Annotated in this window: 14 protein-coding genes; 6 read left to right on the forward strand and 8 right to left on the reverse strand. The window is 59.2% G+C overall.

The genetic code is table 11. From position 1 onward, the window contains the following. Window positions 1-271: 271 nt before the first annotated feature. Entirely contained in the window at window positions 272-1,570 is a 1,299-nt protein-coding gene (locus ACVWZF_RS05125; RefSeq protein WP_457411025.1) for an efflux RND transporter periplasmic adaptor subunit, read from the forward strand. A 63-nt stretch (window positions 1,571-1,633) separates the two neighbouring features. Next, on the forward strand, window positions 1,634-4,843 hold the full coding sequence (locus ACVWZF_RS05130; protein WP_457411027.1) for an efflux RND transporter permease subunit: 3,210 nt from the start codon (window positions 1,634-1,636) through the stop codon (window positions 4,841-4,843). Window positions 4,844-4,906: 63 nt separating this feature from the next. Here the strand turns inward: ACVWZF_RS05130 and ACVWZF_RS05135 are convergent, their stop codons facing one another. The 4 genes from ACVWZF_RS05135 to ACVWZF_RS05150 all read right to left on the reverse strand — a co-directional run bounded on the left by ACVWZF_RS05135 (window position 4,907) and on the right by ACVWZF_RS05150 (window position 7,283). Next, window positions 4,907-5,164, reverse strand: coding sequence for a DUF2949 domain-containing protein (locus ACVWZF_RS05135; RefSeq protein ID WP_011432361.1), 258 nt, complete (start codon window positions 5,162-5,164; stop codon window positions 4,907-4,909). A 193-nt stretch (window positions 5,165-5,357) separates the two neighbouring features. Beyond that, window positions 5,358-6,152 (reverse strand): hypothetical protein, encoded by a 795-nt coding sequence (locus ACVWZF_RS05140; protein ID WP_011432362.1) that lies wholly within the window; start codon window positions 6,150-6,152, stop codon window positions 5,358-5,360. Between the two features lie 128 nt (window positions 6,153-6,280). Next, window positions 6,281-7,024 carry a low-complexity tail membrane protein gene (locus ACVWZF_RS05145; RefSeq protein WP_011432363.1) on the reverse strand — a complete coding sequence of 248 codons (744 nt, stop codon included), beginning with the start codon at window positions 7,022-7,024 and terminating at the stop codon, window positions 6,281-6,283. Window positions 7,025-7,058: 34 nt separating this feature from the next. Further along, window positions 7,059-7,283: an NAD(P)H dehydrogenase subunit NdhS gene (locus ACVWZF_RS05150; RefSeq protein ID WP_011432364.1), complete on the reverse strand. Its 225-nt coding sequence runs from the start codon at window positions 7,281-7,283 to the stop codon at window positions 7,059-7,061. Window positions 7,284-7,497: 214 nt separating this feature from the next. Here ACVWZF_RS05150 and ACVWZF_RS05155 point away from each other — a divergent pair, with 214 nt between their 5' ends. Next, a complete protein-coding gene (locus ACVWZF_RS05155) occupies window positions 7,498-8,085 on the forward strand; it encodes an FHA domain-containing protein (protein WP_011432365.1) in 588 nt (195 codons plus the stop codon). Between the two features lies 1 nt (window position 8,086). Here ACVWZF_RS05155 and ACVWZF_RS05160 read toward each other — a convergent pair whose 3' ends face one another. Both ACVWZF_RS05160 and pth read right to left on the reverse strand, forming a co-directional pair. Continuing rightward, window positions 8,087-9,574, reverse strand: a complete 1,488-nt coding sequence (locus ACVWZF_RS05160) for a cation:proton antiporter (RefSeq protein ID WP_011432366.1) — start codon at window positions 9,572-9,574, stop codon at window positions 8,087-8,089. A gap of 290 nt (window positions 9,575-9,864) precedes the next feature. After that, window positions 9,865-10,539 carry an aminoacyl-tRNA hydrolase gene (gene pth / locus ACVWZF_RS05165; protein ID WP_011432367.1) on the reverse strand — a complete coding sequence of 225 codons (675 nt, stop codon included), beginning with the start codon at window positions 10,537-10,539 and terminating at the stop codon, window positions 9,865-9,867. 187 nt (window positions 10,540-10,726) lie between these two features. Here pth and ACVWZF_RS05170 point away from each other — a divergent pair, with 187 nt between their 5' ends. Together ACVWZF_RS05170 and ACVWZF_RS05175 are read left to right on the forward strand one after the other, a co-directional pair. Continuing rightward, on the forward strand, window positions 10,727-11,944 hold the full coding sequence (locus ACVWZF_RS05170; RefSeq protein WP_457411030.1) for an HD domain-containing phosphohydrolase: 1,218 nt from the start codon (window positions 10,727-10,729) through the stop codon (window positions 11,942-11,944). A gap of 282 nt (window positions 11,945-12,226) precedes the next feature. Next, window positions 12,227-13,348, forward strand: coding sequence for a methyl-accepting chemotaxis protein (locus ACVWZF_RS05175; protein WP_457411031.1), 1,122 nt, complete (start codon window positions 12,227-12,229; stop codon window positions 13,346-13,348). Window positions 13,349-13,408: 60 nt separating this feature from the next. Here the strand turns inward: ACVWZF_RS05175 and ACVWZF_RS05180 are convergent, their stop codons facing one another. Next, window positions 13,409-13,810, reverse strand: a complete 402-nt coding sequence (locus ACVWZF_RS05180) for a DUF4359 domain-containing protein (protein ID WP_414406723.1) — start codon at window positions 13,808-13,810, stop codon at window positions 13,409-13,411. 245 nt (window positions 13,811-14,055) lie between these two features. On the opposite strand from ACVWZF_RS05180, the gene prfB reads away from it, so the two are divergent. Continuing rightward, window positions 14,056-15,187 (forward strand): peptide chain release factor 2 gene (gene prfB, locus ACVWZF_RS05185; RefSeq protein WP_414413379.1). Its coding sequence is split into 2 segments (ribosomal slippage): window positions 14,056-14,127 and window positions 14,129-15,187, totalling 1,131 coding nucleotides; the frame shifts between segments, so codons are not numbered across the junction. On the opposite strand, the gene ACVWZF_RS05190 is transcribed toward prfB, so the two are convergent. Continuing rightward, the gene (locus tag ACVWZF_RS05190; protein ID WP_457411032.1) at window positions 15,184-16,248 is read right to left on the reverse strand and encodes an o-succinylbenzoate synthase; all 1,065 of its coding nucleotides are present in this window, start codon (window positions 16,246-16,248) and stop codon (window positions 15,184-15,186) included. The genes prfB and ACVWZF_RS05190 overlap by 4 nt on opposite strands. Window positions 16,249-16,342: the final 94 nt, after the last annotated feature.

The raw sequence follows: 16,342 nt of genomic DNA on the forward strand, positions 1-16,342 counted from the left end.
GGGGGTTGTAGACCCAGACAAGTGGCGTGGGGCAGGAATGCCCGACCGCGAGGTAAGGACTCCGTCCTGCTGACGGGAAGGGTGGCCCGCGCTCTATCCACAGGACGAGCGCCGGGAGGATGTCACGCATCCACCCTAGCTCTGGATTGGGAAGGATGGCCAGCGCTTTTGCACAGGCGCAGCAGGGCACAGTCTCAGTACCCTGGTTGATTGAGTCAATGCAGAGGTGGGATCCCTCTGTTGGGATAGCCGTTAGGGAGGCAGGTTCACGATGCAACTGCGAACAGCTCTGCCGCTGTTGTGCCTTTCTCTCTTGGTAGCTGCTTGCCGGCCCGGCGGGCCACCTCGCAGCATGGGGGGTGAAGGGGGCGGAGAAGGCCAACCCACACCAGTGGCTGTCGGCAGGGTAGAGGAACAGCAAATCGAAGAGACTTCAGAGTTCATGGCCAGCCTCGGATCCCAGCAGGTGGCCAGTATCCGCCCTCAGGTCAGTGGACAGGTGACCCAGGTGTTCGTGCAGCTGGGATCCCAGGTGGCTGCCGGAGCCCCTCTCTTTGAGATCGACAGCCGGCAGCAACAGGCGGCGGTGGCCGGCCAAACGGCGGGGATTGCCGCAGCCCAAGCCAACCTGGAGAGCGGCCGGGCCGTGCTCAGCCAGTTGCGGGCGGATCGGATGCGGCTGGAGGCAGCAGCGGAGTTTGCCCGGGAGCAGCACGAGCGCAACCTGCGCCTCTTGGCCGAGGGGGCCATCAGCCAGGCGCAAGCGGATCAATCCAGCCGCGACCTGCGCCAGGCGGAGGCGGCTTTGGCGGCGCAACAGGAGCAGATCCGCGCTCAGGAGGCCGCGATCTTGCGGGCAGAGCGGGAGGTGCAGCGAGCCCAGGCCGAGGCGGAGCGGCAACAGGTGCAACTGCAGTTTTTCCAGGTTACAGCTCCCTTTGCCGGCATTGTGGGGGATGTTTTGGTGCGGCAAGGGGACTACGTGACGCCTCAGACGGTTTTGACCACCTTGACCCAAACCCAGGCGCTGGAGCTCAACCTCAACATCCCGTTGCAGCGGGCCCCCCAGCTGCGCATTGGCACGCCGGTGCAGATCCTGGATAGCCGCGGCGAGGTGATCGGCAGCAGCCAAATCTCTTTCATTGCTCCCGAAGCCAACGCCGCCACGCAATCGGTGCTGGCCAAGGCTCTTCTGGAGAACCCTGCCGGCCAGTTGCGCTCGGCCCAGTTTGTGCGGACTCGGGTCATCTGGGAGGAGCGGCCGGCCTTGCTGGTGCCGGTGACGGCGGTGGCCCGCTTGGGGGCGCAAACCTTTGTCTACACGGTGCAGACAACGGAGCCGCCAGCAGAGGGCATGCCCCCGGGGGCGGTGGCGGTGCAAAGGCCGGTGCAGCTGGGATCCATCTACGGAAACAGCTATGAGGTGCTGGAGGGTTTGGAGGCCAATGAGCCAATTGTGCTGAGCGGCCTGCAGAAAATCCGCGATGGCGCCCCGATTGTCGATGAGGTGCTTTTTCAGCAGAGGATGCAGCCACAAGGGAGAGGGAGACCTCCTGGATCCCCGCCCTAGGTCCTCTCTCTCCGGCGGTTTCCCAACTCAGCTATCCCCTTTCACTCCTCACTGCGCTGGACTATGTTTGTTGACTTTTTCATTCGCCGCCCTGTTTTTGCCAGCGTCTGCTCCATCCTGATCGTGCTGGTGGGGGCGGTGAGCATTCCCCTACTGCCGGTGGACTACTACCCACAGGTGGCGCCGCCAGCGGTGAGGGTGACTGCTGTTTATCCTGGGGCCGACGCCGAGACGGTGGAGACGGCGGTAACCAATGTGCTGGAGCAGGAGATCAACGGCGTCGAGGGTATACGGTCTATCGCCTCGGTGAGCAGCAGCAACGGCACCAGCCAGATCACCGTTACCTTCAGCCCGGATCGGGATCTGGACACGGCGGCTGTGGATGTGCAGAACCGGGTGGCGCGGGCCCAGGGCCGGCTGCCGGCGGAGGTGATCCAAAACGGCATCAGCGTGGAAAAGGCCGGCGACAGCGCCTTTGTGCTGGTGTTGGCGCTGCGCTCAGAGGCGGGGGAATACGACGAGCTGTTTTTGAGCAACTACGCGGAGCTGTTTGTGCGGGATGCTTTGCGGCGCATCCGCGGCGTCAGCGATGTCATCATTTTCGGGGAGCGCACCTATGCCATGCGCATCTGGCTGGATCCGACGCGGCTGGCCAGCTATGGTCTGACAGCTCTGGATGTGGTAAACGCAGTGCGCCAGCAGAATATCCAGGTGCCCGCCGGCCAAATTGGCGGCCAGCCCAGCCCCCCGGATCAGGAGTTTCAGATCAGCGTCCAGGCCACGGGGCGGCTGTCGCAGCCGGAGGAGTTCGCCCAGATCGTTCTCAAGGCCAACGCCGATGGCAGCTTGGTGCGCATTGCCGATGTGGGCCGGGTAGAGCTGGGGGCCCAAAGCTACGATACGTTCTTCCGCATCGGGGGGCAGGAGGCGGTGGGGATCGCCATCACCCAACAACCGGATGCCAACGCCCTAGAGGTGTCGCGGCAGGTGCGGCAGACGTTGGCGCAGCTGGCGGAGAGTTTTCCGCCCGGCTTGATCTACGAGATCCCTTTCGACGCCACCCTGTTCATTACCGAGTCGGTGCAGGAGGTGATTTTCACTCTGTTGCAGGCGATTGGCCTGGTGGTGTTGGTACTGTTCATCTTTTTGCAAGATTGGCGCGTCACCCTCATTCCCACCGTTACAATTCCGGTGGCGCTGCTGGGGACCTTCGCCTTTGTGCGCCTGTTTGGCTTTTCCATCAACACTTTGACTCTGTTCGGCCTCACCCTGGCCACTGGCTTGGTGGTGGACGACACCATTGTGGTGGTGGAGAATATCTCCCGCTACATCCGCGACCGCGGCATGCGGCCTCTGCAGGGGGCCTCGGCGGGGATGAACGAGGTGTTGGGGGCGGTGATCGCCACGACGCTGGTGCTGCTGGGGCTATTTGTGCCTGTTGCTTTCTTTCCTGGCACCAGCGGTCGCATCTACCAGCAGTTTGCCGTCACCATTGCCGTGTCGGTTTCGCTGTCCACGTTTAATGCCATTACCTTGGCTCCGGCTTTGTCGGCGCTGCTAATTCGCCCCCGCTCAGAGCAGATGTTTTGGCTGCTGCGCTGGTTTGACCGCGCCGTGGAAGGGATCCGAGCGGCCTACTGCCGCCTGCTGGAGCTGGTGGTGAAGCTGCGGCTGTTGGTGGTGACGGGGTTTATTGCCTGTTTGGGCCTCACCTACTGGCTGTTCCAAATTGTGCCGACGGGGTTTGTGCCGGATGAGGATCAGGGCTTTTTCATCACCATTGTCCAGGGGCCGCCGGGGGTTTCCCTCAACTATACCGACAGGGTGATCCGGCAGGCCGCCGCTATTTTGGAGGGGATCCCTGAGATCGAAAATCGGGTGATCGTGGGGGGGTTCAGCTTTACCGGGCCCTCGCCGGGGAATGGGCTGATCTTTGCCACCCTCAAGCCCTGGGAAGAGCGGCGGCAACCGGAGCAATCGGCGCAAGCGATTGTCAACCGGCTATTTGGGCCTTTTTTGGGCGGGATCAGCCGCGCATTGGTGATCCCGATCCTGCCGCCGGCCATTCCCAATTTGGGGGTTGCGGGCGGGTTTACTTTCCAGCTTCAGGATCGGGGGGTGAACGATTTCAACCTCTTGGAGCAGACGGCCAACACCCTGTTTTTTGTGGGCAACTCGCCGCCCCCGCCGGGCCAACCCCCCTTGGGCTTGCAGATTAACCCGCCCACCTTCAACGCCAATTCGCCGCAGCTAGAAGTACAGGTGGATCGGGAGATGGCCCAGTTGTTGGGGATCCCTCTGTTGGATGTCTTCGGCACGCTGCAGACGCTGCTGGGGGGCACCTACGTCAATGATTTCGACCTGTTCAACCGCAACTACCGGGTCTATGTGCAGGCGGATCAAGCATTCCGAGGTAACCCGGAAAGCATCGGCCAGTTCTACGTGCGGGGTGGGCAGGGGCAGCTCTTGCCGTTGAGCACCCTGGTTCAGGTGGAGGAGACCACCAGCCCGGCCATCATCAACCACTTCAACCTCTTCCGCTCGGTGGAAATTCAGGGCAGCGCCCTGCCGGGCTTTAGCTCAGGGCAAGCGATTCGGGCTATGGAAACTCTAGCCGCCCAGTTGTTGCCGCAGGGGTTTGGCTTCGAGTGGTCGGGCCTGTCGCTGGAAGAAATCGAGTCGGGAGGACAGGCGCCGCTGATCTTTGCTTTGGGCTCGGTGTTCGTCTTCCTGGTGCTGGCGGCGCAATTTGAGAGCTATGTGGATCCCTTGATCATTTTGTTGGCGGTGCCGCTGGCGGTTCTTGGGGCTCTTTTGGCGCAACTGCTGCGGGGCTTGACCAACGACGTCTTCTGCCAAGTCGGGTTGGTGATGTTGATCGGGCTGGCCAGCAAAAACTCCATCTTGATTGTGGAGTTTGCCAACCAGTTGGTTGCCCAAGGGATCCCCCTGGTTAAGGCTGCAGTGCAGGCGGCAGAGACCCGCTTCCGCGCGATTCTCATGACGGCCTTGAGCACCATACTTGGCATTTTCCCGCTGGCAGTGGCCAGCGGGGCCGGGGCCGCCAGCCGTCAGTCTCTGGGCACGGCGGTGATCGGCGGCATGTTCGTCTCGACAATGCTCAGTTTGCTGGTGGTGCCGGTGCTCTATGTCGTGATCAAGGGGATCCAGGTGCGAATTTTGGGGGGATCCCCTTCGCCTGTGGATCTGGCGCATCTGCCCCCACCGGAGGATCCCAAGGATCTGCTGCCTGGTGGCGACAGCGTTGGGTAGCAAGAGGGATCTGCTTGCTTCTTCTCTTCTGGCGGAAAAGCGAGTGGGGGAAGGGGGCACCTTTCATCCACCGCAGGCCCTGTCCTCGAGCAGTTCGGACTCGGCTTCGCTGGGCATTTTTTCCCAGAACTGAGCCAGGTGTTGCAGGCCCACAAAGCCCAACTGCCAGAGGATCAAGGCTAGAGGGCCGTGCTGCTGCCGTTGGATCTTCAGGGCCAGAGCCAGTTGTTTGGGCTTGAGGAGCTGTTGCTGCTCAGCAAACTGGCAGAACTGTCGATCCCATTGGCTAAGGGCTTGTAAATCCGGCAGGGTCGGTTCCATAGGTTTGGCCAGGCAGGAAAGGATTGAATGTCGAGGATCGGGATCCTCGTACTGATTCTGGGGATCTTCTTGCGGATCCCTTGCAACAGGTTTCTTCCAGGGTATGTGACCACCCAGGCCCTCCCAAGGCCGGTTAGGGCAGAGAGGACTGAGCTTTGTCGCAAAGCTGGCTTATAGATCCTGGCAGGACGGTCTATCCCCAGGGGTCGTCGTCGAAGGGACTATCTGACCAATAGCCACTCTGCTGGGATGGGGGGGGCTGTTGGGGAAGGGGCGGCGTGTAAGCAGGAGGCGGTGTTGGGATGGGGGTGGGTTTTTCCAGATCCTCAAGTCGAGGCAGGTCGGCGGGCTTGGGCTCGACACCAAGGCTTCTCAGCTTGGCTTGCGTTTCTTGCACTTGCGCATTGAGCTCTTCCAGGTAGGCGCGGTAGTGGTTGGCAGCTTCCAGGTACTGCTTGGCTTTCTTTTCGTTTTCCTGGACGACCGCCTCCAGTTCTTTGGTGCGAACGGTGTAATCGGCCTCTTGATTGGTGAGGTTTTCGATAGCTTGATTGAGTACAGCCCGCCGGCGCTCCAGTTGGGCTACGATTTCCGACAACTGTCGTTCTCGCTCGCTGAGGCTGCGTTCGCGGTTTTGGGTTTGTTCCAGTTGAAAGCTAGCCTGGCTTAACTGCTCTCGCAAATACATCACCTGGGGCTCTGTCTCGTTGCGTTCCTGCTGCAACTCAAAGACCCGGGCTTCCAAGTGATCTTTTTCCTGCTGCAACACTTCCCGCTCGTTCAAAAGACGGGTGTAGAGCTGGTTGAGAAAGTCCACCTCCATCACCACTTGGCTAAGCTGAGTGGCGTATTCCCCAACCAAAGCCAACTCCCGAGCGAGGTTTTGGGTTTCACTGGTGGCTTGATCGGTGAAAAACTGGGGAAGTTGGGTGGTTTCTCTGAGGCGTTGGGTAAATTGCTTGAAGCGGAAAGAAAAGTTGCTCGCCATTGCCGGTGCGGTAGCCTCGAAGATCAGGGGAATGCCGATGGTTGGATTTCACAGGGCTTGGATTGCTTCCAATCTACTTGGATTGCTTCCAATCTAACATTGAGCTACAGCTTTTGCGGAAGCTTGCCTTAGGTGGGATCGGGGGGAGTTTCAGGGGCCGGCATGGCAACTTCCCCAGAGGGATCCCGCTTCTCGGATTCCGGCTGGGGGTTTTCTGTCGCTCTGTTTTTAACCTTGTCTTTTTGGTCTTTCGAGGTGCCTTCTGAATCTTGGCCGGAGATGCGGCGCAACAGCCGTTGCAGGAGTGGGCTGCGGCGATTGCCGATGACGGAGAAGCGGCTTTCAATCTCCTCGACGGGGACGGGATCCATTTGGGCCAGCTCCGGCTCGCTGAGGAGGAGTACCCGTATCGTTGCAATGGGGATCTGCAAGAATAGGTTGGATCCCCAAAACCCAAAGGCAGCTATGGCTAGGCCTGCCAGACGGGTGCCGTTGCCAGGGGTGAGCGGGGCAAAGAGGGGGGCAAAGTCGTAGAGGCGCTCACCGACTTCCAGCATCAGGATTGCCGCCAACAGCGTCAAAATCTTATGTTCGGGGCTGAGGAAGGCGGCCAAGATGCGGCGCTGCTCGAGGGTGAGTTCTTCTGGGGGGACAGAAGCCACCCACACGCTAAAGATGTCAAACGGTTTGCGCCACTGCATAGCAAAGACCGGCCCAATGCCCACCACGGCCACCCAAGCCTGCTCCGCCCCCACCGGCAGGAGGGGATCCCCTGTGGCCAGCCCGATCAGGGTCAGCCCCACCCACAAGGGGAAGAGGAGGATGCCGGCGGCATGGATCCAGAGGAAAGGTTCCTGCCAATGGCTGCGCATGGGGAGATGCCAAAAGGGACAGGGGAGAGCAGGGCTAGGGGCGGGATTTGTCCACCACTTCCAATTCTGTGAGGCGGAAGGTGACTAATTTGTCCCAGTTGCCGCCTTCAAAGAGGACAGCGGCATGGTTGTCGGTAACCCGCTGTACCTGGCCCTCAAAGCAGTAGTAGGTGTCGTTGGGGTTGATGACCCGCACGGCAACGCCGGGGTAGATCGGGGGAAGGGCTTCGAGGAGGGTTGGGGTTGGAGTCGTGTTCACGTTTCAGCTATCCTCTTTTTTTGCAGAAGCTCTGCCTTACTATTATGGGGGAAAGCCCCTCTCTTGCCGAGTCTCCCCCTCGTTGAGCTTCTTCCCACAGCGGTTCGCCGAGGGTTGGGCAATGGCTGAGGTGTGGCTTCCAGCCCGCTAACACGAAAGGGGCCTGCACTGCAACTTCGACGGTCAACCCAGCTCCCCCTCAAGGCCCCAGACCATGGCTACCGGCGCACAGTCTTCCCCCTCCCAACTCTGGCATGTGTTGGTGATCGATGATGAGCAGGGACGGCGGGCTGTGGCCCTCAGTGCTGCCACCTATTCCATCGGCAGGGATCCCAGCAATGCGATTGTCATCGATTCGGCGGCGGTTTCCCGGCAACACGCGCTGCTGCTGCGGCTACCCCACAAAGATGGCCAATATACCTACCGGCTGCTGGACGGCAATATCGAGGGCAAGCGCAGCACCAACGGCGTCTCGGTGAATGGGCAGAGATGTTTGAGCTGGGATCTCAAGGATGGGGATCAGATCCTGTTGGGGAATCAGGTGCGGATGCAGTACTGCATTCGCCAGTTGTCAGACGAAGATTTTCAGCGGTATCTCCAGTCTGTAAGCTTTCGCAGCGTGAAGGCGGAGGTGGTGGATCGACGCTCCACAACCATGCAGCGGTTTGATCCGCCCTCGATGCAGGCAATTTTGCCCCAAGAGGAGACGACGGAGAGAATTGACGTGAAGCCTCAACGCCGCAATCCGCTGCGGCTGCTGTTCCAGACCCTCTGGGGGCGTTTGAGGGGGAAGCTGAGATAACTTAACCCTCGGGGATGCCCACCCGTTCTGAGTCTGGGAGCGATGACGCGGTCTCGTCGGTGCTGTCTTTGCGGTCTTGCTCTGACGCTTCTGCCTGCAAGTCCAGGAGGGAGGGGGAGTTGGCTTCCCCAATCAACACTCCCCGCAGCCAGAGGGGAGCGACAAAGGTGGTGGCAATCACCATGACGATGATGCTGACATCGAGGGCATCGGAGAGAACCCCACTGGCGGCCCCCACACCGGCAAACACCAGGCCCACCTCACCCCGGGGAATCATGCCCACCCCGATGGCGTAGCGGTTGATGCCCGGCTTGCCAAAGGCCCCCAAGCCCGCTGCTAGCTTGCCCACAATGGCAACTCCGATCAAGAAGACGGCAATGATCAGCCCCTCTCGGTTGACGGGGAGGGTGGGGTTGAGTACGGCAAGGTTGGTTTTGGCCCCGACGCAGACGAAGAAGATGGGCACCAGTAGGTCGGAAATGGGCTTGATCTGTTCTTCCAGCTCTTGCCGTTTCTCGGTTTCGGCCAAGATCAGGCCAGCGGCAAAAGCGCCCAAAATCGCTTCTAGATGAATGATTTGCCCTACATAAGCCAGCAGAAAGGCCAGCACAAGGGCGGGCAGAAGGGGGTTACCTCGGGTCTTCAGGCTGTTGAGAAGGGCAACAAAGTAGGGGCTGAGAAGGCGCCCCAAAACAATGGAGCCGACCAAGAAGACGATGGCACTGAGGATGATGATGCCGATATCGGAAAGGTTGACTTCTCCGTTTTTGGCCAAGCCCGCCACCACGGCCAAGATGATGATGCCCAACACGTCATCCAAGACGGCGGCACCAATGATCACTTGCCCCTCTGGGGAGGTGAGTTTTTGCAGCTCGGCCAAGACGCGGGCGGTGATGCCGATGCTGGTTGCTGTGAGGGCAGCGCCGGCAAATATGGCGGGGATAACGGGCACATGAAACAGGTAGAGCAAGCCCAGGGTTCCGGCCAGGAAAGGCACAGCGACCCCGATGACGGCTACGGCTGCGGCTTGAGGGCCGACCCGCAACAGCTCGGCCAGATCCGACTCGAGGCCGATTTCAAACAAAAGGACGATCACCCCGATCTCGGAGAGGATGTCGATGATCTGGCTTTGGGAGGAGAACACCTGTACCAGGGATCCCTCGTCGAGTCCGGCAGTGGCTTGCAGAAATTGCATCAGTGCTGAGGATTGAGCCAAGGTGTGCAGCTCTTGGCCGGAAACTTGTCCTTCTGGGAAGACAAGCAACCCCAGAGCGGAGGTTCCCACCGTAACGCCCCCCAGCAATTCTCCCAGCACCGGCGGAAAGCCGAGGCGAACGGCGATTTCTCCGGCAATACGGCTGGCCAGATAGATGACCACCAGAGCCATCAGCACCGCCGCCAAGATCAGGGGTAAAAGATTGGCAGCCCCTTCCGGTTCAAGGGGGGCAGCGGCTTCAACAGCAAGCAACACTGAATCTAGGTTGTTCAACAGCAAGATCTCACCCTCAAATGATGAACAGCTTTTTGTCTCGGGCCGGCCCTGGTGGGAACGCTGCCGTTCCCATTCCTTTCGCCCTTCTGCTGGAAGACTGTTACAGAAGCTAACCTCCCTTGGGAACTGTTGGCAACGCCCAGGTAGGCACTCTTATACTCCAGATAATTTGATTTATCTGGAGTATTGTCTCCACAGACGTTCCCATGAGCAGGACGAAGCCCTTATCACCCCGCTCCTGGAAAATCCCTCAGAGCCAACAACCCAGGTGGACGACGAGCTGCTCCTCAGGAGGAAGCCTCGCCATGGCCCGGTGCAGGGTTGGATCCATCCAAATCGGACGATGGCCCAGACAGATCCAGAGGATTAAAGCGGTTCATGGCTGTCCTCAGTCCCTCTTGCCAGCAGCACTCCACGGCCTCTACCGCCACATCCAACACCCGCTCCAGCACCTCTTGTTCTGCAGGGGCGAATCCACCCAACACATGCCCGACTACATCTTGGCTGCCCTTGGGTTTGCCCACCCCCAAACGCAGCCGTGGAAACGCCTCGCTCCCCAAGTGCTGAATGATGGACTTCATGCCGTTGTGCCCACCGGCAGAACCGGATCCCCGCAGGCGCAGACGACCCAGCGGCAGATCCATATCGTCGTACACCACCAGCACAGAGGCGAGATCTAACTTGTACCAATCCAGCACCGCCCGCACCGATTGGCCGGAACGGTTCATGTAGGTTTCCGGCTTGAGCAAGCGTCGCTTTCCTCCCAGGGCAAACCCTTCTCCGTAGCTACCTTGGAATCGCTTCTCCAAAACCAACGGGATCCCCCAGCGCTGCGCCAGCCGATCCACCACCATAAAGCCGCAATTGTGGCGAGTATTGGCGTATTGAGGGCCGGGATTGCCCAAGCCCACAACAAGCTGCAGGGAAATCTCATCTACCTCCTTGGGCTTGACCTGGGTCACAACGTTTCTCGCCTCCTCGAGCTAAAGTAAGGCATCGCTGCTTTGAGTGGTGTTGGCGTGTTTTCGGGCTGCTGATCGCCCCGGAGGTTCGGATACCCAGCCGGCGGCAGGAGAACTCTTGGGGGCGAATGACTCCGCCATTGTTTATTGTGAACGCTTAATGTGAACGCTTCTGACCAACCCTGCTATGAGCCTGCCCACCCCCTTCGGTCTTCACCCCAGCACAACCGAATTCGAGGCCTCGGATGCCCTGCGCCTCAGCCAGCGTCTGATTCAAGTGGGGATCGCCCTCTCCTCAGAAACAGATCTGGGGCGGCTGCTGGAGTTGATCGTTGCTCAAGCCCGAGAACTGACCCACTGTGATGGGGCCAGCCTCTTTGTCCGAGAGGGAGAAGAATTGCGGTTTTTCGTGGTCAACCGCCATGAGGAGCTGCGGGATCTGCGCCTGCCCCTCAGCCCTTCCAGCATTGTGGGCTATGTGGTGCTCACCGGGGAGAGCCTGAATCTGCCAGATGTCTACCACCTGCCCGCCGATCAGCCCTATGCTTTTAACCCACAGGTGGATCGGCAAACCGGCTATCGCACCCGCTCCTTGCTCACTGTGCCCATGCGGGATCCCTCAGGAAAGATCCTCGGCGCCCTACAACTGTTGAACCGCCTAAAGCCGGATCACCCCACCCCCCTAGCTCCTGACCAAGTGGCCGAGTGGAGCCAACCTTTTTCTGAGCTGGAAGTTAGCGTGGCAGAAGCCCTAGCCTCCCAGGCGGCGGTTGCCTATCAAAACGTCCAATTGCGGGAAGAACTCAAATCTGCCCACTTCGAGACCATCTTCTGTCTGTCTGTGGCCGCAGAATACCGAGATCAAGATACCTCTTTTCACCTGAAGCGGATGAGCAACTACTCCCGCATCATCGCCAAACAGTTGGGCCTCTCCAGCCATGAGCAAGAGCTGATCTTCTACGCCAGTCCCATGCACGATGTGGGCAAAATCGGGATCCCGGATGCCATCTTGCAAAAGCCGGGGCGTCTGACCCCAGAAGAGCGGCAGATCATGAACCGCCACCCTGAGATTGGTTATGAGATCCTCAGCAAGTCCGACTCCGAGCTGATGAAAAAGAGCGCCATCATCGCTCTGACCCACCACGAGAAGTTCGACGGCAGTGGGTATCCGCGCGGCCTCAAAGGAGAAGGGATCCCTCTAGAAGGGCGGATTGTGGCCTTAGCCGATGTATTCGATGCCTTGGCCAGCCGTCGCCCCTACAAAGAAGCCTGGGCTTTGAATGAGGTCTTTCAGTTTGTAGAAGACAACAGCGGCAGCCATTTCGACCCGCAAGTGGTGGCCGCCTTTAACCGAGGACGCAGCGAAATTCTGGAAATCTACCACCGCTATCAAGAAACCCGCTAAATCCAGCTCCAAATCAATCAGGGATCCAAGATACCAACCCAGAACATTCAGCTCCAAAGGGATCCGTCCCAGCAAACCGCAAAGAAGGGATCCCAGGCCATCCTTCCCGCACAATTCTGCAAAATCCTATGGGCAGGAGATGGGATCCCAGGGCAAACTGAAGGTGGTCGATTTTCTGCAGGAATCACCCCATCAAAGGCCGATTTAGGGCCGACTTTTTGTGTTAATCTACACATTAGCATCCAACCCATCTGTACCCAACGTGTGCCGACGATCCCTGTGATGGCTACCCTGACAAATCCACCCACTCCTACCCTATCGATCAACACCAAGCTGCGCGATTTGGCCTTGGTGGAGTTTCAGGTGAGCGAGTCCACCCCTTGTGAGAACGTGGTGCGCCGCCTAGAAGATGACAGCAGCCTTTCAGGAGTCATCGTGCTGGACGAGCGGTCACAGGTGCGGGGAATGTTGACCCGCCGCGCCATTCTGGAGTGGATGCTTAGCAAGCCCTACGGCCTGGATGTGTTTTTGAAGCGGCCCATCAGCTCCATGGTAGAGTTCCATAGCCGGGATTTTCTCTTGCTCCCCGGCGACTGCGATGTCATCCAAGCAGCCGACCGAGCCTTCCGACGGCCCGAAGAGACCATCTATGACCCCGTGGTGGTTCAACTGGGATCCCAGGACTACCGCCTTCTCGATGTGCCGGTGTTGTTGGTGGCCCAGGCCCAGGTGCATCTGGCCACCCAGCGCAAGCTACAGGAGCAGCAGGAAGAGATGATAAGGATCTTGGCAGAGCTGGAGCAGGAAAAAAACCGCAGCCTCCAGTATGCCCGGGATCTGGAGCGGCAAAAAGCCGAGATCCTCAACCAAAACCTGGCCTTAGATATGGAACGCCGGCGGGCCCAACAGCGCTCTGAGGAGTTGGCTCGCCTCAACGCCCGCATCATTGAAATCAGTTCTGTGCTCTCTGAGAGAGGCAAATCCACCTTTGCCGCCACCTTTGCTGGGGTAGAAGCGGTGCGCACCCTCTTCCAGGAAATTGCCGACAACAACCAGGAGCTATCCCGCGAACTCAAGGAGATCAACACCATCGTGGATTTGATCGTAGAGGTGGCAGGATACATTCGCCTGCTCTCTTTCAATGCGGCTGTAGAGGCCAACCGCAGCGGTGGTGCCGGTGGCTTTGGAGCCATTGCCCAGGAGATCCGCAAATTGGCCGGGCGAACCACTGAGGCCAGCAACCGTATTCGCAGCTTGGCAGAGCGTATCCAGCGCCAGAGCCAATCCACACTGCAATCGGCCCAAAGCAGTGCTGAGGTGGTGCAATCCCTTTACCAGCAGGCCCAGTCGGCTCAGTTGGCCCTAGAGGAGCTGCAAACCCTGTTGGAACAGGCCCAGATCTAGCCTCCCTTTTGGGTTTGAGATTCTTTTGGATCTGTCTGATCCCTAAGGTTGCCATGGTGGCTAGGGGTCAACTTTCCCCTCTCGAATCTCATAAGTATAAAATTGCCCAGCCACGGCAAGGGTTTCAAAGTGGTAGGTGGGCAAGGAGATCCCCAGTGGGCCAAAGTTGAGCAACGACAAATCGGTGGTGTAGAGGCTGAAAAGGATAAAATTCTGCCGGCGGGTTTGGCGCATGAACAGAGCTTCTAGTTCGGGCTGGAGCTCTCGGACAAGGGCATGACATTCCTCAATCAAAGTGACCAAGAAAGACGGGATCTGAGCGCAGTATTCTCGCGTAGCGTAGGCGGCCAGTTGTTGCCCTGCATGAGTTCTGTACTCTTCTAAGGTGGGATTGGTGATGGCCAAAGCAGCCACTCCTCCCGCCAAAACCAGCCCGGAAAGCAAGGAAAAGACCTTCAGCATCGCAGCCTCCGAAACCGAATTCTTTATTCTGCTATAGGCTTGAGCCACCTCAACAGGGATCTTTCGGCAGAAGCCAAAGGACTCCGTCCTGCCTCTGGCGGGGTTGTTGCTATGGACAAGGGATCGCAATGCTGTTGCAATGGGAACGGCCAGGAACTGCCCCACAGAAGGGCTCCATCCCTTGATTGAGTTGCCGGCCCACAGGTTAGGATGGGATCCGACGCGCAAACAGCTTGCTGCTCTCTATGGAACTTGCCGATCTAAGACGCACCCTAGAATCGCTCACCTTGCGCCTGAGCAACGCTCAGGACTATCTTTGACCTGCCCCACTTGGAGCAACAGATTGCCATCCTAGAGCAAGAAGCCTCGCAGCCGCAGTTTTGGAATGATGTAGAGGCAGCCCGCCGCCACCTGCAAAAGCTCAACAGCCTCAAGGCCTCCTGGGATCAGGTGCACCGCTGGAAGGAGCGCCTGGAAGATGCCGTCAGCGCCCTCGAGCTGCTCCAAGAAGAGCCCGATCCAGAACTCCTAGCCGAGACAGCAGGATCCCTGGCAGTGGTGGAGCGGGAGTTGGGCCAGTGGGAGCTACAGCAACTGCTCTCCGGCCCCTACGACAAAAACGGTGCCATCCTCACCATCACCGCCGGCGCAGGGGGAACCGACGCCCAGGACTGGGCGGAAATGCTCCTGAAAATGTACACCCGCTGGGCCGAAAACCAGGGCTACAAGGTCAGCCTCTCGGAATACTCCGAAGGCGCCGAAGCCGGTATCAAGTCCGCCACCCTGCTGATCGAAGGCCCCTACGCCTATGGGTATCTTTCTGCCGAGAAGGGCAACCACCGCATGGAGCGCATCAGCCCCTTCAACGCCAACGGCAAACGGCAAACCAGCTTTGCTGGCGTAGAGGTGATGCCGATTCTGGAAGAGGAAAGCGAGTATGAGCTGAAGATGGAAGATCTGGAGTTCGAGACCTCCCGCTCAGGTGGGGCAGGTGGCCAAAACGTGAACAAAGTGGAAACAGCGGTGCGGGTGATCCACAAGCCCACCGGCATTGCCGTGCGCTGCACCGAGGAGCGCTCCCAACTGCAAAACAAAGAGCGAGCCATCCAGATCTTGAAGGCCAAGCTGATCGAGATGGAAGAGGAAAAACGCAGACAAAAGCTGGCCGAGATCCGCGGCGAGATGGTGACTCAGGGCTTTGGGGGGCGTATTCGCACCTACACCTTCGATCCTTACAAGTTGATCAAGGATCACCGCACCAACGCCGAAACCTACAATGTCGAGGCCTTTATGAACGGCGAGCCGGAGGAGCTGATGCATTTTATCCAGGCCTATCTGCGGCAGGAATACGCCAAACAACAGGCCGCCGCAGTCTAGGGCCGGCTGTAGCGCTCCCACACCGCCTGCATGAGGGCAGCCCGCTCCTGGGCTGAGAGCTGGGTCAAGGTCAGGGGATCCCCTTCCTGGAAAAACTCCCCTACCCCCCATCCCACAGCTCTGGGGCAAGCCGTCTTCTCCTGCAGGGATCCCGCCCAAGCCAACCCGTGCCAGGCGCCGATGGGAGTCTCCAGCGCCGAAGAAAAGACCAGATCCAGGCCGGGATGGCGGCTGAGATACTCTCGCAGCGCAATGCAGGAGCCCACCAGAGACGGCTTCACCACCAGGATCCCTTTCCATCCTGACCGATGGATCGCTTGCAACTGCTCCAGGCAGGCCACCGATTCATCCAAAGCAACGGGGGTTTGGTACTGGCGGCTGAGCTCCACCAAATGGGCGTGCTGATCCGGCGGCAGAGGCTGCTCCAAAAACTCGATCTTGACCGGCGAGGCCTGGTTGAGCCGATCACAAACCATCAGCCACCGGTGGGCCTCCGCAAGCGTTAACCCCCCATTGGCATCCAAACGCAGATGGGATCCTGGTGGCAACCGCTCCAGCCATTGCTCCAGCTTCTCCAACTCCTGCTGCATGGGATCCCTCCCCACCTTGAGCTTGTACACCGACCGCGTGAGTGGGACGGAGTCCTTGTAGGAGTCCTTGTAAGATTCCGGCGGCAGGGTCTCCCCCAAAAGTTCACAGAAAGAGAGTAGAGAGAGATCCTTGTTCAACCAATCGGGATCCCGACAGGCCAGCCAAGCGCATTCAAACCCAAACCGGCAGGTTGGCAGTGCTTCTGGGATCCCCAAAATATACGCCTCCGACAAAAGAGGGGGCAGCTGCCGACAAAACGCCAGAGCCTGCTCTAAGGTCTCGCTGCCAAACCAAGGGATGGGAGCAATTTCCCCATATCCCTGACAGCCTGTCTCCCGATCTGTAAGTCGGATCAGGATCCCTTCGCGCACGGACCACAGTCCGTGGTGGGTACGCAGGGGCCGCCGAAAGGGACGCCAGTAGGGGCAAAACGCAAAGGAAAACCGCTTTTCCAGCCGCCCAAGCGGCACGGATCCCTCTTTTTGGGTATCCCCTGCAGATGATCTGCTGTGCCTACCAGCCACAAAAAGCTCAAGCAAGATAAAGAAAGGAAAAACGCCAGTT

The sequence above is a fragment of the Thermostichus sp. OS-CIW-30 genome, assembly GCF_054060215.1.

Coding starts and splice junctions, on each gene's coding strand:
- ACVWZF_RS05125 (WP_457411025.1), top strand. CDS start 272: ATGCAACTGCGAACAGCTCTGCCGCTGTTGTGCCTTTCTCTCTTGGTA.
- ACVWZF_RS05130 (WP_457411027.1), top strand. CDS start 1,634: ATGTTTGTTGACTTTTTCATTCGCCGCCCTGTTTTTGCCAGCGTCTGC.
- ACVWZF_RS05135 (WP_011432361.1), bottom strand. CDS start 5,164: ATGGAACCGACCCTGCCGGATTTACAAGCCCTTAGCCAATGGGATCGA.
- ACVWZF_RS05140 (WP_011432362.1), bottom strand. CDS start 6,152: ATGGCGAGCAACTTTTCTTTCCGCTTCAAGCAATTTACCCAACGCCTC.
- ACVWZF_RS05145 (WP_011432363.1), bottom strand. CDS start 7,024: ATGCGCAGCCATTGGCAGGAACCTTTCCTCTGGATCCATGCCGCCGGC.
- ACVWZF_RS05155 (WP_011432365.1), top strand. CDS start 7,498: ATGGCTACCGGCGCACAGTCTTCCCCCTCCCAACTCTGGCATGTGTTG.
- ACVWZF_RS05170 (WP_457411030.1), top strand. CDS start 10,727: ATGAGCCTGCCCACCCCCTTCGGTCTTCACCCCAGCACAACCGAATTC.
- ACVWZF_RS05175 (WP_457411031.1), top strand. CDS start 12,227: ATGGCTACCCTGACAAATCCACCCACTCCTACCCTATCGATCAACACC.
- ACVWZF_RS05180 (WP_414406723.1), bottom strand. CDS start 13,810: ATGCTGAAGGTCTTTTCCTTGCTTTCCGGGCTGGTTTTGGCGGGAGGA.